Source organism: Pedobacter sp. UYP30, from assembly GCF_040547165.1.
Taxonomy (GTDB): domain Bacteria; phylum Bacteroidota; class Bacteroidia; order Sphingobacteriales; family Sphingobacteriaceae; genus Pedobacter.
Genome location: NZ_JBEPPD010000026.1, coordinates 22818 through 38938, shown reverse-complemented (window position 1 = coordinate 38938; position 16121 = coordinate 22818). Strand labels below are relative to the sequence as shown.

The 16121-nt window shown below is 37.0% G+C and carries 13 protein-coding genes; 11 read left to right on the top strand and 2 right to left on the bottom strand.

Translation table 11 applies throughout. The features are described 5' to 3' along the window. The first annotated feature begins 426 nt into the window (after positions 1-426). The 11 genes from ABIB40_RS18825 to ABIB40_RS18775 all read left to right on the top strand — a co-directional run bounded on the left by ABIB40_RS18825 (position 427) and on the right by ABIB40_RS18775 (position 12229). The gene (locus ABIB40_RS18825; protein WP_354361145.1) at positions 427-774 is read left to right on the top strand and encodes a hypothetical protein; all 348 of its coding nucleotides are present in this window, start codon (positions 427-429) and stop codon (positions 772-774) included. Between the two features lie 96 nt (positions 775-870). After that, the gene (locus ABIB40_RS18820) at positions 871-1656 is read left to right on the top strand and encodes an SDR family oxidoreductase (RefSeq protein ID WP_354361143.1); all 786 of its coding nucleotides are present in this window, start codon (positions 871-873) and stop codon (positions 1654-1656) included. Position 1657: 1 nt separating this feature from the next. Continuing rightward, positions 1658-2578 carry a helix-turn-helix domain-containing protein gene (locus ABIB40_RS18815; protein WP_354361141.1) on the top strand — a complete coding sequence of 307 codons (921 nt, stop codon included), beginning with the start codon at positions 1658-1660 and terminating at the stop codon, positions 2576-2578. A 316-nt stretch (positions 2579-2894) separates the two neighbouring features. After that, on the top strand, positions 2895-3251 hold the full coding sequence (locus ABIB40_RS18810; protein ID WP_354361139.1) for a Rossmann-fold NAD(P)-binding domain-containing protein: 357 nt from the start codon (positions 2895-2897) through the stop codon (positions 3249-3251). Continuing rightward, positions 3202-3792, top strand: a complete 591-nt coding sequence (locus ABIB40_RS18805) for a TetR/AcrR family transcriptional regulator (RefSeq protein ID WP_354361137.1) — start codon at positions 3202-3204, stop codon at positions 3790-3792. Before ABIB40_RS18810 ends, ABIB40_RS18805 begins: the two co-directional genes overlap by 50 nt. 68 nt (positions 3793-3860) lie before the next feature. Next, positions 3861-4319, top strand: a complete 459-nt coding sequence (locus ABIB40_RS18800) for a hypothetical protein (protein ID WP_354361135.1) — start codon at positions 3861-3863, stop codon at positions 4317-4319. 82 nt (positions 4320-4401) lie between these two features. Next, entirely contained in the window at positions 4402-4770 is a 369-nt protein-coding gene (locus tag ABIB40_RS18795) for a nuclear transport factor 2 family protein (RefSeq protein WP_354361133.1), read from the top strand. Positions 4771-4797: 27 nt separating this feature from the next. Beyond that, positions 4798-5100, top strand: coding sequence for a DUF3817 domain-containing protein (locus tag ABIB40_RS18790; protein ID WP_354361131.1), 303 nt, complete (start codon positions 4798-4800; stop codon positions 5098-5100). Between the two features lie 1248 nt (positions 5101-6348). Then, a complete protein-coding gene (locus ABIB40_RS18785; protein ID WP_354361129.1) occupies positions 6349-9414 on the top strand; it encodes a SusC/RagA family TonB-linked outer membrane protein in 3066 nt (1021 codons plus the stop codon). A 21-nt stretch (positions 9415-9435) separates the two neighbouring features. Continuing rightward, on the top strand, positions 9436-11226 hold the full coding sequence (locus tag ABIB40_RS18780) for a RagB/SusD family nutrient uptake outer membrane protein (RefSeq protein WP_354361127.1): 1791 nt from the start codon (positions 9436-9438) through the stop codon (positions 11224-11226). Positions 11227-11248: 22 nt separating this feature from the next. Then, positions 11249-12229 carry a discoidin domain-containing protein gene (locus ABIB40_RS18775; RefSeq protein ID WP_354361125.1) on the top strand — a complete coding sequence of 327 codons (981 nt, stop codon included), beginning with the start codon at positions 11249-11251 and terminating at the stop codon, positions 12227-12229. Between the two features lie 233 nt (positions 12230-12462). On the opposite strand, the gene ABIB40_RS18770 is transcribed toward ABIB40_RS18775, so the two are convergent. Both ABIB40_RS18770 and ABIB40_RS18765 read right to left on the bottom strand, forming a co-directional pair. Next, positions 12463-14646 carry a GH92 family glycosyl hydrolase gene (locus ABIB40_RS18770; RefSeq protein WP_354361123.1) on the bottom strand — a complete coding sequence of 728 codons (2184 nt, stop codon included), beginning with the start codon at positions 14644-14646 and terminating at the stop codon, positions 12463-12465. Between the two features lie 936 nt (positions 14647-15582). Further along, the gene (locus ABIB40_RS18765) at positions 15583-16002 is read right to left on the bottom strand and encodes a LytR/AlgR family response regulator transcription factor (protein WP_354361121.1); all 420 of its coding nucleotides are present in this window, start codon (positions 16000-16002) and stop codon (positions 15583-15585) included. Positions 16003-16121: the final 119 nt, after the last annotated feature.

The following is a 16121-nucleotide window of genomic DNA, read 5'->3' as shown; positions in this document are numbered from 1 at the left end:
TTTTCGCCCCAGCCGGTACGGCTTTTTTGCCCTAGGGCAAAAAAGCCGTACCGGCTACTTTTAAACCCTGTTGCATTTATTACTTGAATTCAAGCAAAATTTCTGACTATGCGAAAATAAATATTCAGGAACAAATTAATAAAAAATACGTCGAGAAAGCTCTGTAATATCTCGCCTTTGGTGGTTTGGAGGTGGTGAAATTTGAAAGAATCAACCCCACTCACATTTAGAGAATCTGTTAATTGATGGTTCGACATTGATTTTAAGCGATGCCTGGAATTCCCATCTACCAATCTTTTACTTTAACAAATATTTTCTAAAATAAAATCACAACAAACCACACTTCTGCTACAACAAACTTGGATTTAGCTACATCTAATATCTTGTTGTTACTTAATTTTGTAACGCCGAGTAAATATTAAAAAGATGAAAATATTAAGTGGGATTTTGATAATGATTACCGTTTTCTTTAGTGTTAAACACGGTTGGGCGGGCCTTACAAATAAAGTTAGTCCAGAGCAGTCTAAAATGTTTGCAGACTTGGGGATTAACAGGCCTTTGGGATTTATAATCGGAGCGCTAACATTGGCGGTTGCCCTACTTGTTTTGTTTCCGAAAACATTCTTTGTCGGAAACCTTCTAAACGCTACGTTGATATTGTTTATTATGGCTTTAGCCTTAAACACAGACAACTTAAAATTAACGCTGATAGAAATTCCGTTCTTATTAATGCCTTTACTCTTAATCTATCTTGGACACCCATTTAAAAATTAAGCATTGCAAACCAGATTTAGACTACAACAATCCTTAGTCTGGTTACATTTGTTTTATTTGATCAAACTACTTTTGTTGGTATAAAAAGTATAAAAAATGGAACTAAGAGACAGTACAATCTTAATTACGGGTGGAACAAGCGGCATAGGGCTTGAGTTTGTAAAACAACTTTGGCAGCAGGGTGTAGCTGACATTATCATCACAGGGCGTGATTTAGGCAAATTGGAAAATGCGAAAAAACAATATCCAAACGTGCACACTTTTCAAAGTGATGTAAGCAAAATAGAAGATATCGAAAAACTTTATCAAGAGGTTACCAAGCAATTTCCGGCATTAAACATCGTCATCAATAATGCAGGTATTATGCGCAATATCGATTTGCAAGATATCACGATGGATTTGGAAAATATTACGCGCGAAATAGACGTCAACCTATCTGGCACCATTAGAATGGTTCAACAATTTTTGCCTCATTTAAAGGAAAAAGATTCGGCTGCAATCGTAAATGTTTCCTCAGGTCTGGCTTTTGTGCCTTTTCCATTATCGCCTGTTTATAGTGCAGCCAAAGCAGGTGTGCATGCATATACCCGAATTTTGAGACTTCAACTTAAAAGAACAAAAGTTAAAATTTTCGAACTTGCGCCTCCGGGAACCAATACGGAGTTGATGGACAATTTTGAGGGCTTGGTTGATGAAAAACAAAACATGAATGTAGATAAAATGGTGTCGGCCGCAATTCACGGGATTCTTAAAAATAAATTGGAAATTAAACCGGGTGTCGCAAAAGTCTTGAAATTTATGAGCCGTGTTGCCCCAAATTTCATTTTGAATTTTATGGATAAGAGTATGGATAAGGCGAAAGCCAAATTGGTATCTTTATAACATGAAGCATCCTAGCCCAATCAGAATTAAAACCATTAGCGAATTTCACAAATACAATGGATTGCCGCTGCCGGAACATCCATTAATAAGTGTGATAGATTATGCCAAAATTCCGCATCATGCAGAAAAGGAATCTGTAAGTGCAACTTTTGATTTTTACACCATAGCCATAAAGAGAGGGTTGAATTATAGATTAGGTTATGGGCAGCAAGAATATGATTTTGATGAAGGGGTTATGTTTTTTATGGCTCCCGGACAGGTTTTGCGTGTAGAAATGGACGAAAATGCAGTATCAAATCATTCGGGATGGTTGCTGTTAATTCATCCCGATTTTCTTTGGAACACCATTTTGGCGAAAACTATAAACCGGTATAAGTTTTTCGATTATTCAGCAAACGAGTCCCTGTTTCTTTCGCAGAAAGAAGAGTCCATTATTAACGGAATTGTAGAGAGCATCGCACAAGAATATCATTCGAGTATCGATAAATTTAGCCATGATATTATCATTGCACAATTGGAGGTCATCTTAAATTATGCAGAACGATTTTATCAACGTCAATTTCTTACAAGACGAAAAACAAGTCATAAAATTTTAGACAGTTTGGAAGAAATTCTTAAAGATTATTTTGATAAGGAAGACCTAGTAAAAAATGGCTTACCATCGGTTCAAAAAATTGCGGAGAAATTAAACCTATCTCCCAATTATTTAAGTGAACTTTTAAAAGTATTAACGGGTCAAAACACACAGCAACACATTCACGAAAAATTAATTGAAAAAGCAAAGGAACAATTATCCACTACAGAACTATCCATCAGCGAAATTGCTTACGCCTTAGGTTTCGAGCATTCGCAATCTTTTAGTAAATTGTTTAAATCTAAAACAGAATTGACGCCGATGGAATTTAGGGCTTCGTTTAATTAACGAATAGTCATTTTAGTTAAATTAAGCATCGTTTCGGATAAAACAGCCTTTGTCTTTTTTAGTTCCTTTGTGTTAAATTTCAAAATTATAAAAGATGAATAATAAAACAAGATATTTCTGGTTACAGGTGGTACTTCTGTAATGGGTAATGCTATAGCACAGACTTAGCGAAATCTGGCGCTTGGGTTGTGATTGTAAGCCCGCACCTAAGCCAAGGGAGAAAATACTATTAGGGAGATTGTTCAATCTTCTAGAAATAAAAACATCAATTATTTGGTTGCCGACCTATCACTTCAAACTTCAATTAGAAAATTGAGTGAAGGCTTTAAAAATAAGTATCATCACCTTAAATGGCTTAGTTAATGCAGCCGGAGCCATTTATTTTAATAAAGAGCAAACAAATGAAGGTTTTGAAAAATCTTTTGCATTAAATTATCTTATCCATTTTTCTCTGCCAAAACATCTAATGAATTTGCTTCAAAAAACTAAAGACTCAAGAGTTCTTATAATCGGCAGTGCACCGATGCATCTAAAAAATCCGAAAATAAATTTCGGGGATTTTCAATTTGTAAAGCCCGAAAAATTAGGTTTTATTTGTAAATTATACCATTTAGTATCTTTTTATGAACAAGGCCGCCGCAACTCGAAATACAATTCTAGAAAAAGCATTTGAATTAATTTACAAAAAAGGGTATCAGACTACAAGTATCGATGAGATTATTGCGACCACAAAGGTAACAAAAGGCGCATTTTATTACCATTTTAAAACGAAAGATGAAATGGGTCTAGCAATCATCGACGAAATTTTAAAACCAACAATGCAAACTGCCTTTGTAGAAACCTTTCGAAACAGTACAGATCCTGTAAAGGAAATTTACAAATTGATAAAGTCATTGCTGTTGGATAACTCTTTTTTGACTGTGGAATGTGGTTGTCCGGTTGGCAATCTCGCACAAGAGATGACGCCCTGGAATCCAGTTTTTGGGAAAGCAATTGCTGACATAATTTCTGAATGGCAACTCACACTAGAAAAAATCATACAAAATGGAGTTGATAAATTCATTCTTAAAAAGGATGTAAACCCACAACAAGTTGCGTATTTTGTTATATCTGGCTATTGGGGAATTAGAAGTTTCGGAAAAGTGTACAACAACACCGACTGTTATTATTCTTATTTAAAAGAACTTAAGGCCTACCTAAACAGCCTAAAATAAAAGATGATATTTAAAACATACTATTTGGTATGTTTTAAATATCTTTGCATCGTTAATTCAAATTTTCGATGTACCAAACATTTATATTCTACCATTCTATAATTCGATGGCTTGTGCTCACGAGTTTGCTTTACTCCATTTTTAGGGCGGCAAAAGGCTATTTTTTGAAATCTAGTTTTTCTAAAACCGACAATACAGTCAGGCATTGGACAGCTACTATTGCACATATACAATTGGTTATCGGCATTTTACTCTATACCCAAAGCCCGATAATAAAATATTTTTGGCACAATTTCAACCAGGCCATAAAAAATTTAGACACGACTTTTTTTGGTTTACTTCATATCATTTTGATGCTGACAGCAATCATTTTTATTACAATTGGTTCAGCACTTTCAAAAAGAAAAACAACCGACAAAGAAAAGTTTAAAACAATTTTGATTTGGTATTCAATTTCGCTAATCATCATTTTTATAGCTATTCCTTGGCCATTTTCTCCATTAGCAAACAGGCCTTATTTTAGATAATTCTGATAAACAAAAAACATTGTACGTTAAAATCCAAAAGCAAAGTTTATTTGAAAAAATTAATCATATAAAAAATAATCAAATGACAAATCAACAATTAATAACAGAATTTTATGAAATATTCTATAACGAGAAGAATATAATAAAAGCAAAGGAAATGATGAAAGAGAATTTTATAAATCATCATCCTCACGTACCTGCAGGTGCAGACTCAACCATTTATGCAATTACAAACTATGTATTTAATGCAAATCCTGATTTTAGGGTTTACATTAAGAAAATTATAAGTGAGGGTGATTTTGTATGGATATATTGTTTTATTAAACACAATAAAAATGACAAGGGAAGTATGGCAGTTGATATTTGGCGAATTGAAGATGGGAAACTTGCAGAATTATGGGATGTAGTTCAGCAAATTCCCGATGGTATAAATGCTACATCAATGTTCTAATAACAAAATGACCTTATTTTAGATAATATGATAAATTTATTCAAAACAAAAATCGGTAGGTTAAGGGTTATTGGCTACTTGGAAGGCATTTCTTTATTAGCCCTCATCTTCATTGCGGTTCCAATGAAACACTACTATAACGACTCGAGTTTAACCAAATCTTTGGGTCCAATTCATGGCGCAATATTTTTGCTTTTCGTTTTTAATACCCTAAGTGTTGGCGTAGAATACGGTTGGAAATTTAAAGATACGACTTGGAAAGTTATTTTGGCTTGCTTTGTACCGTTTGGCACATTCTACATTGATTATAAAATCCTAAGTAAGCTATGAAATCGGTTTTTATTATTGGTGGTATATATTTTTTATCTATATCTCCTACCGCATTTACAGAATTTCAACGATAGACAAAGGTCTCGTAAAGAAAATAGAAAACGGCGCGGTAATTTTGGATGTAAGAACGAGAATATAACATGGGTCATATTAATGGATCATTAAATATTTCATTAGAACCAATGAGGGTATGTTTTGTAGAGTTAGATACAAACTAAGTTTACACCACTTGCTGCTCACATGGTTTACGAAGCGTAAAAGTTGAAAGTATATAAAGAAAAGGGATTTAAACACTTGTACGACGGTGGTACTTGGTCGGATTTAGAATCAACGGTAACTAAATTTCAGCGGGAAAAGTAGTTTTTTATCGTGTCACAATAATTCAGCTGTAGTTTAACATTTGATGTAAATTACGGTTGAATTAATTGCTACGTATTAACGTTTTTTTACGCAAAATATTTTTTTCAGCTCATTTTTATGGACAGACGATTCAATGTCACTCGTATTTTTTTGGGGTATTTTTCTCCTATTAAATCTTAGATATATGAAATTACAGAGACTAAGCGCTGTAATTCTTAATGTTAATGCTAATATTTTCTAACCAGAGCCAATATTATCTATTCGATAGTTTCTTCTCTCGGTATGTTTTCTGGCATATTTGCTATTGATAGCCGGTTAAGGGTCAAGTGTAGATTTTCGTCTGGCGGTGGCTTAGGCTGTGTTTTGGAGAGGAGTATTTGTGGTTTCGTTGTGTCGATAAGATAAGGTTTGTCGATAAAAAAAGAACGTGATGTCAAAAAATATGAATAAGAGCGTAACCTTTTGATGAAAAATAAATACGTGATTTGCGTAGGATAATAGGAAGAGGAGAGCTAGATAGAACCAAATGAATTTCTAACCAGTAGGGTCATTTTAATATTTTATGAGGCACAAAATTAATAATGGAGACGTAATTATTTTGCTGGTTTGCCAGGCAATTTTCCTTATCCAGCTGGCTGTTTGTAAAAATAGAAAGGAGGATTATCTTGGTAAAATAAATCTACTATTATTATAAAAAACCTTGGGTATACATGCCCATTAGGCTTCAATTCATGGCTAGTGTTTTGGATTAAAGCCTACCCTTAATAAAACCTCTAACTAAACTTTAACCATCAAATGTATAAAACCTATACTCTATTTCTCCTCTGGAGACGACCGTTCTGTGTCAAGCCACCATTTGCTCGTGGCCTAAAACTATCTTTCCTAGTAATGCTTGCAACTTTTATGCAATTGAGTGCTAGCAGCAAAACCATTTTAATTTCTCCTAAACCATTAAATGGATACGTTAAAACCACAACACAAAAAGTTATTGAGGTAACAGGAAAGGTTACTGACGATCAGAATTTTCCTATACCTGGTGTATCTGTAAAATTAAAAGGTGCCAACACCGCGGCAGTTACCAATGCCGATGGAGACTACAAAATCACAATCCCGAGCGGAACGGGCACATTGGTGTTTTCTTCTGTTGGGTACATAACTAAAGAAGTTCTGGTAAACAACAAAGAACTTATTGATGTTCAACTAAAAGGTGATGCCAATCAGCTTAACGATGTAGTGGCAGTTGGCTACGGAAAGCAAAAGAAAATTACCACTACAGGTGCAATTAGTACCGTAAATGCCGAAGAACTAAAACAACCCGTTGCCAATTTAACAAATGTAATTGCGGGCAGGGTGGCCGGAATTATAGGTGTACAGCGCAGTGGACAACCCGGTTATGACAATTCTGAAATTTACATCCGCGGAATCTCAACTTTTACAAGCAGTTCTCCATTAATACTTGTAGATGGAGTAGAAAGAAGTTTTTCTAATGTAGATCCAGAAGATATTGCAAGCTTTAGCGTGCTTAAAGATGCATCTGCAACTGCGGTTTATGGCGTTAGGGGAGCAAACGGTGTTATCCTAATCGAAACCAAAAAAGGTAAATTTGGGAAACCGACAATAAATATTCAATATGATCAGGGTTTAACGCAATTTACTTCTATCCCTAAATTTGCCGATGGTGTAACCTATATGAATATGGCAAATGAAGCTTATAAGAGCAGTTTTCCAAATGATCCAACTCCCAAATATACGGCAGATCAAATTGCTAAAACGGCGGCTGGTACAGATCCAGATCTTTATCCTAATGTAGATTGGTTCAATACCTTGTTTAACAAATCAGGACAAAATAGAAGAGCTCGGGTAAATGCCAACGGTGGCTCAGAAAGTGCCAAATACTACCTTTCTCTTGGTTATTATGATGAAGACGGTTTATACAAAACTGACGGTTTAGCTAATTATAACTCAGCAATTAAATTTACACGCTACAACTTTACCTCCAACTTAACTCTTGATGTAACTAAAACTACAAGAATAGATTTTGGAGCTTCTGGATGGCTTAGCAATGGAAACTATCCAGGCAACTCAGTCGATGCAATCTGGACATCATCGTATTTGTTGCCTCCAATTGTTATTCCACCAGTTTATTCTAACGGGTTAAATTCGCAAATAAGAACTGGTGACGTGTTAAATCCGTATAACTTGTTAACCCAGAGTGGCTATGCAACCGAATTTAGAAGTCAGTTGTGGAGCAACATTAGGGTTACCCAAGATTTAGGCGGTATTTTAAAAGGATTGTCTGCTTCTGGAATGTTTTCTTTTGATAACTATAATACCCATAACATAAGCCGTACAAAAACCGTAGATGGGTATTTGGCAACTGGCCGCGATGCGGATGGTAATTTACTGCTAGATAAAACCTCTATCGGGACCAGCTTTTTGGGTTATGGTAGAACAAATGGCGGCACCCGCCAATTCTACACCGAGGCGAAGGTAGATTATGTAAACAAGTTTGGCAAAAATGATGTAACCGGGCTAATTTTATTTAATGCGCAAGATAGGGAAGATGCTTTTGCAAATGATTTTATAAATTCAATTCCTTATCGTTACCTCGGCTTGGCTGGGCGTGCTACCTATGCGTATGACAACAGATATTTAGCGGAAGCGAATTTTGGTTACAATGGTTCAGAAACCTTTGCCCCTGGCAAGCGTTTTGGCTTTTTTCCATCGTTTAGCGCTGGTTGGGTTTTATCAGAAGAAAATTTCTTTAAACCTTTAACCAATATTTTCCAGTTCGTAAAATTTAGATACTCGTACGGAGAAGTTGGTAATAGTGCAATTGGTGGCCGTCGTTTCGGTTATATTTCTACGGTAAACGATCATGGAAATTACAGTTTTGGAATTGCCCGCGACAATAATTTTACGGGGTTAGACATTGGCGATTATCCGGTAGATGTTACTTGGGAGAAAGCTAAAAAGCAAAATCTTGGAATAGAATTAAGGGCCTTGCACCAAGATCTTTCTATCACTGCAGATATTTTTCAAGAGATTAGAACAGGCATTTATAGGCAAAGGGGAGACGTTCCAACTTATGTAGGAATTCTTAATCTTCCACAAGCCAATCTGGGCGAAGTTCATAACAGAGGTATAGATGGCAATGTAGAATACCATAAGAAAATTGGCGACTGGCAGTTTCAATTAAGAGGAAACCTAACCTGGACCAGGGCAAATGTTATTAATGATGCAAATGCGCCTTGGCCATATCCATGGCAACAACGCATAGGGCGTAAATTTGGCCAGCGCTTTGGGTATACCGCACTCGGCTTATTTAAAAGTGCAGATGATGTTGCAAACAGCCCATATCAAACGGGAACAAATAGAGCAGGTGATATTAAGTATAAAGATCTTAATGGCGACGGAGTTATCAATAATTTTGATCAAGGACCAATTGGCTATGGATCTATTCCAGAAATAGTGTATGGTTTTGGGCCAACATTTAGCTGGAAAGGTTTTGCGTTGTCGGCATGGTTTAAGGGCATTAGCAATGTAGATATTAGGCTTAATGGGGATGGTTTTCAGCCATTTAGTCAGGGCGGGGAACGAGGTAATTTGCTTTCGCAGATAACAGATAGATGGACTCCAGAGAATAATGCAGATCATCCAATGTATCCAAGGCTTACGTACGGAAACGATAATATGAACTACGAAAACAGTACCTGGTGGGTAAGAAACGGAGCTTTTCTTAGACTGCAAACCGCTCAATTGAGCTATGATTTTGCAGGCTCGAAGTGGTTAAAACATACAGGCATGTCTAACTTAAACATCTACTTTATTGGCTATAACCTGTTTACCGCAAGCCAATTTAAACTTTGGGATGTAGAGCTAGGTGACGGTAGAGGAGCCCAATATCCATTATTGAAAACCTTCAATTTTGGAATTAAAACCACATTTAAATAATATTTTTTGAGAATAGATAACATGAAAAAAATAAATATAATACTGGGCCTTTCAGCCGTTCTTCTTACTTCGACAATCGGAACTGGTTGTAAAAAATATTTGGATCAAGTACCAAACGATCGAATTACCATTGAGCAGGTTTTTCAAAAGAAAGGACCGTCAGAGCAATACCTTGCAAATGTGTACAGCTATGTCGATGACCCCTCTAACATGTGGGAACAAAACCCATGGGGCGGAAATGCCGATGAGATAGATGTTACTTGGACGAAATATCCAATTTATAATTTGAATATAGGTAACATAGGGCCAAGCAATGCCTTGTTTGATAGGTGGAACAATTATTACAACGGAATTAGATCTGCTACTTATTTTATAAACCACATTGATGGAAATGCAGAAATCTTATCTTTAGGTGGAAAGCAGCAAATAGAACAATACAAAGCCGAGGCCCGCTTTCTCAGAGCATACTTCTACTTTTTATTAATGAGACAATATGGTCCTGTTGTGTTGGTGGGAGAAACAGAAATTCCTGCAGATGCTACTGCAAACGATATGCAGATTCCAAGAAGTCCTTATGACGATTGTGTTAATTATGTGGTATCTGAATTAGATAAAGCGGCGGCTATTTTGCCCAAAGTTCCATCAGCTAATGGGCAAGCCAGCGATAGGGAATTTGGCAGGGCTACAGTCGGCATGGCGTTGGCAGTAAAATCTAGAGTTTTGTTGTATGCAGCCAGCCCCGAATTTAATGGAAACACCGGGTTTGCTAGTCTCAAAAGTTTAGACGGTAAAAACCTTATCAACCAAAACTATGACCAAGAAAAATGGAAAAAAGCAGCAGATGCGGCTAAGGCGGTGATAGATCTTGGCTTGTATTCTTTGTATAAAGACCCAAGCGGCGACCCTATAAAATCATATCAGGGCATTTTCTCTCAAGCTTGGAATTCGGAGCAAATATTTAACAGAAACAACAATAATTTAACAGGATTGGATGTGAACAGTATGCCGAGAATTGCGGGTGGATGGGATGGGATAGCGGTTACTCAAGAACAAGTAGATGCCTACTTTATGTCTGATGGTAAACCTATAACCGAGTCATCTCTTTATTCTGAAACTGGATTTACGACCGAAAACGGCGTACAGGTATATAATATGTATTTAAATAGAGAACCCCGGTTTTATGCCTCGGTAACTTATAACAACAGCATGTTTCAGGGAGGTAAAATGACAACCGAGGCGCCAATAAGCTTTTATGCAAGCGGGGCTAACGGTAAAAACGGTCATCCTACAGATTGGTCGAGAACGGGCTATTTATTGAGAAAAAATATTGCTCCTCAAACCAACAACGGCTCTGGCGGAAATGGCGCTCAGCAAAATAGACCATTGCCTCTTTTTAGACTTGGAGAAATTTATCTTAATTACGTAGAGGCCCTTAATGAGTATAGCCCGGGAAATCCAGATATTTTGACTTACTTGAATTTAATTAGAGACCGAGCAGGTGTGCCGCAGTACGGAACAGCAAATTTGCCCGCACCAGCATCTCAAGCAGATATGAGAACCAGAATTAGAGAAGAAAGAAGGGTTGAATTGGCATTCGAATCGCTACGCTGGTTTGACATTAGAAGATGGAAGATTGCCCCGGAAGTAATGGGCGAAATGCATGGCATGGACATCAATAAAGATGATAATTCATTTTATAAACGGGTAGTTATAAGCAATCATATCTTCCGTACGCCTGCTTCTTATTTGTTCCCAATTAGCCAGTACGATTTAGATAGATCTAAATTAATTACACAAAACCCCGGATGGTAGGTAGAAAATTAAAAAGAAAAAGATGAAAAGGACTAAAAATAAAGTTTTATTGTTCGCCGTTATCGGACTAATGGCGAGCATTAGTTACATGGGTTGTAAAGATAAGGTAGAGTTACCTTACCAACCGATAGATTCATATACCCAAGTTTATATGCCCCAAGGAGTAAACGGGCCAGTAACCAAAAACTTAAAAGTTACAGACAGTGTGCAAACACTGGTTTACGGAGCGGCTTATGGAGGGCAGGGATACCCTACCGATAATATTGCCGTTAATTTTGTGGTTAACCCCAAAAAGGTAGATAGCTTTAATTTGGCAAATAAAACCAACTACTTGTTATTGCCCCAAGAGGCTTATGAAATGTCTAACATGTCTAGCACAATTTATAAGGGGCAAACAAGTACAACTCCTCTTACCGTTAACCTAAAAACGAAGGGTGCGGGAGCAATGGCAGTCTTGCAAACTTATTTGTTGCCAATAACACTTTCGTGCCCATCGGTAAAACTTAATGGGGCGCTAAGCACTACTTTTTATATCGTAAAGGCGCAGCCAGATTTAAAAGACTATCCTAATTTCGACAGGGCAAATTGGACTGTCGATTTTTTCTCCTCGCAAGAAGCAGATGGAGAGGGACCTAATAATGGTCGGGCGATTTTTGCTTTAGATGGAAACAAAGAAACGTTTTGGCATACGCAATGGAAAGGCGGCTCGCCGGGCCCACCGCATATTTTAGTAATTGATATGCACGAGAGTAAAGAGTTGCACGGCCTCTCCTTTCAAGGAAGGCAAGCAGACGGAGGCGGAAAAGCAAATGATGTGAGCATACAAATTAGCACAGATAATATCACATGGATCGATGCGGGAAGTTTTAACCTGCAAAATAACAAGGATGTTCAGCCTGTTTTTCTGCCAAAGGGTTTTAAAACTGCCAGATATTTCAAGGTGAGTATTAATTCGGCCTATAATGGTGGCTACACACAGGTTGCCGAACTAAATGCATTTTAACTTTAGGTAACAAAATACGGCTGGTTTCACGCTAACCATTTTCGTACAGGTCAACTTTCTGACTTAAAAAAGGCGGGATTTTCTTTAAAGAAAATCCCGCCTTTTTTATGCTTTTTATATTCCAACCTGGCCGATTAAAGCGTGGCATTCGTTATCCTGCCGGCGCCGCAATTTGCTCGGCGAATTTACAATATTAATCAATCTAAAGTTTTCTAACTTCTACAAAACACAAATTACTCTTTCGTTTTTATCTCAATATTTCCACCATTTTTAAATAAATCGTTAGAAATAAAGTAACCATTTATTGGTTTCCCATTTACATCTATTTCGTTCAATTTTCTACCCGGACCTTCTTTTTTGATGGTTAGTGTTTTGCCATCGTTTGTAGTCCAGTCTATTTGATCAAATACCGGCACTGTAGTAATAAACCGAGCATCAGTTGGCGAAAACGGATAAAGCCCCATTGCGCTAAACACATACCACGAAGACATTTCTCCTGCATCATCCATCCCCGAAAGGGCCAAACCTTCTTTACCAATGCCATAAAGGTTGTTGATGATGTGGTCTAAAATCTTCTGAGATTTTTCTGGCTTATCTACAAAATAGTAGGCAACTGGTGCTTCGTGATCTGGCTGGTTGCCTTGGCAATATTGCCCTATAAAAGTAGAAACGTTCCTGGCAATGTGTTTAGGATTCCAAGGTTTGGTAAAAAAAGTGTCTAATTTCTTCTCGAAAGCTTGCTTGCCGCCATAAAGGTTTACCAAACCTGGCATATCGTGCACCACATAAAATGAAACTTGCCATGCATTTGCCTCCCGGTACATGTATTCATAATAAGGATATTCTGGATCGAAGTTTTTTACAAAATCTCCATTTGCCAGACGCCCGCGCATAAAATTACTTTTCTTATCGAACACATTCTGATAATTTTTAGAACGTTTCATAAACGTATGGTAATTGCTGCTATCGCCCAGTGCCTTGGCTAATTGTGCGATAGAATAATCATCGTAAGAGAATTCTAATGTTTTAGAAACGCCGGCATTTGCTTTAGTTTCTGTGTTTGGGTGAGCTATATCTGGCGTAGAAATGTACCCTTTCTCTATATATTCTTTAATGTGCGGCCTCGGGCCACCTTCTTCATTGGCGCTTTTTAACAACAATTGGTAGGCATGTTTTACATCGAAATTGGTAATGCCTTTTAAATACGAACCCGCAATAAAAGATGTGGCATGATCGCCGTGAAAAAATGTGGGGATGAAACCCGTTTTGTCGCCCATATCTATTAAAGATTTTATTACATCTTCGGTAGTTTTTGGTTGAAGCATGCCCAGTAGCACAACTTTATTTCTGTAAGTATCCCACAAAGATGGAACGGTATAATAGTTAAAATCGGCTTTAATGGTGTTGTTTTTTGCATCTGTATATTCGCCATTTACATCGCTGCGAAGTACAGGCCACAAGAAAGACCTATAAAGAGAGGAATAAAACATCGTTCTGTTTTTTTCGCTGCCACCTTTTACTTTTACACGACTTAGCAAATTCTCCCAAGTAGCGTTTCCGGCAGCGCGTATTTGGTCGAAGCTTTTATTTCCTATTTCTGCCTCTAAATTTTCTTTCGCATTTTCAGTGCTCACAAAAGACAAACCTATTTTTAACTCAACAGGCGTAGAAGTTCCGTCTTTTAACGTAACCATTGCATAGCTGTTGCTTTTTCTTCCTGGCGATTGAAATAGGTTTGAGATGTCGTTATTCAACATGATGTAAAAATAAATTTTCTCTCGCCCCATGTCTTGATAGCCTTTCAAATCTCTTTTGCCAACTTGCTCTATCAGCCAGCCCCTAATGCCGCTGTTCGCCTTGCTAAGGTTTAAGAAAATTTGCCGATTTTTATTGTTTTGATATTCGTATTTATGGTAACCGCAACGCAGGGTAGAGGTCAAACTCACGTTTACTTTATAGTCGTCTAAAAATACTTGGTAATAGCCTGGAGATGAAGATTCATTTTTGTGCGAAAAATGCGATGAGAATTTTGTCGCTCCTTCGGCTGCGCCAGATACAGGTAAAATAGGAATGTTGCACAAATTCCAATGGCCTTTATTGGTGTGGGCAAAACCCAAAATCCTATCATTTTCATACTCATAACCAGCGCCAGAACCAAATTTGGTAATGGGACTTAATTGAACCATCGCATTTGGCAAAGAACTGCCTGGAAATGTTAATCCTGCCCAAACGCGCCAATCTTTTGGTGGCGTATAGCCAATAACCTTTGGGTCCAACAATGGCGCAGTACCGATAAAAGTATTTACATATTTTGTATACCCACTTGTTGGTTTTCCTTTGGTGGGAGAAAGGGTTTTACACGAGGAGGCAATTACAGCTATTGCTATTATGCCAAGATTAAATCGATTTACTAACATCTTTTAAAGATAATGTTTTTATAATTGTTTGGTAAATTTAAATCGAAAAATAGGAAACGAGTAAGATGCGGGAACTGCAGAAAAACAATTTTATGATATGCTTTCACGTCAAAAAATTGAATTTTTAAGGTAAATCAAATTTTAGACATTAAACCGAATGCAAATTTTACCGTCATCCTTAAAAAATATAATTTTTAAGGATAACGAAGATTTATGCACTCGCAACCCATCACTCACAACCCGTAACTTTTAACCCCAAATTACTTCCCCTTTAACCCAAAAAACCTTGGATAGTAAGAAAGCGTTGCCATAAAATATTGTTGCAAAACTTGCCTAGTTTCGATTCCCAACACATTTTGATCCGCATAAGAGCGTATATTGTTATTTTGATGCAACAGATCTAAAGCTGCTAACTTTATCTCTGCATTATTATCTTTAAGAAGTCTGTAAGTGGCGCTGGCATTCCAAAGGGTAAAGTTTATGGTGTTTCCATAAGACCTGGCTGTTCGGCTAAAATTTGGAACTATCTGGCAGGGTCAGTTGAGCAAACGCTATGGTCGAGAAAAATAAGAATAACAATGGAGCGAACGCGATAAATTTAGATTTCATTAATTTGGTTTTCGGTTAAACAAATTTACTAAAATAAATCGTTTTAATCTAATTATTGCTTGCTAAATTGTCGGGTAAAAAAAGAGTTGCAAACTAAATTAAGTTTGCCCTTTTTTAGAGAAGGACTTTGGTTAATGGAAGGGAGAAAAAACTAATCATTTACGTAGCGGCCGTGGAATGGGCACAAATTTTTTAGGTGTATGAACATACCGCTATAGGTTAAAAGTTTCATCTCCAGAACTTAACATTACGTTGATCATACTGCCTAGCGCTAAAAACAGCTAAACTCTTGGTATTTTGCAATCCGCGCAGTTCTGTATCTGTTTCTCAGCCAGAGGTTATGGAGTTTAGCTGCTTTGAAGTTCTTTGTCTGGCAAGTAGGCCGTTAATTGTTGTGAGGAAAGTAGAAAACGGAATAGGCTTTAGCAAATATTGGTCGCCGCCAACTTGTAGCGCGTCTAAGGCATACTCGCTGCTGCCGCTTACAAAAACTATAAATTTTACCTTATCTCTTAAATAAGCTGCTACATCTACACCAGAAATATTACCCATCCTAATGTCCAAAAACAAAAAATCTATGTTGTCTTCCTCGCTTATGCTGTCCATTGCAACTTGCGGGTCGAGATACGTACCAGCTAGTTGTAGTTTCGATACTTGTTTAACGTATGTTGACAATAAAAACATGAATTGCAGGTCGTCATCTACAATGGCACATTTGTAAAGAGCGTTATTATGATTTTCCCTCATAATTTTATTTAGATTATAATCGTATGATAAAGAGTGTATTGCAAATATGCAAATTCCTTTCTAAAGGTCAAAAGATTTATTTACGGAAAATTCTTGTAAATCGATTTATAAAGCGAAGG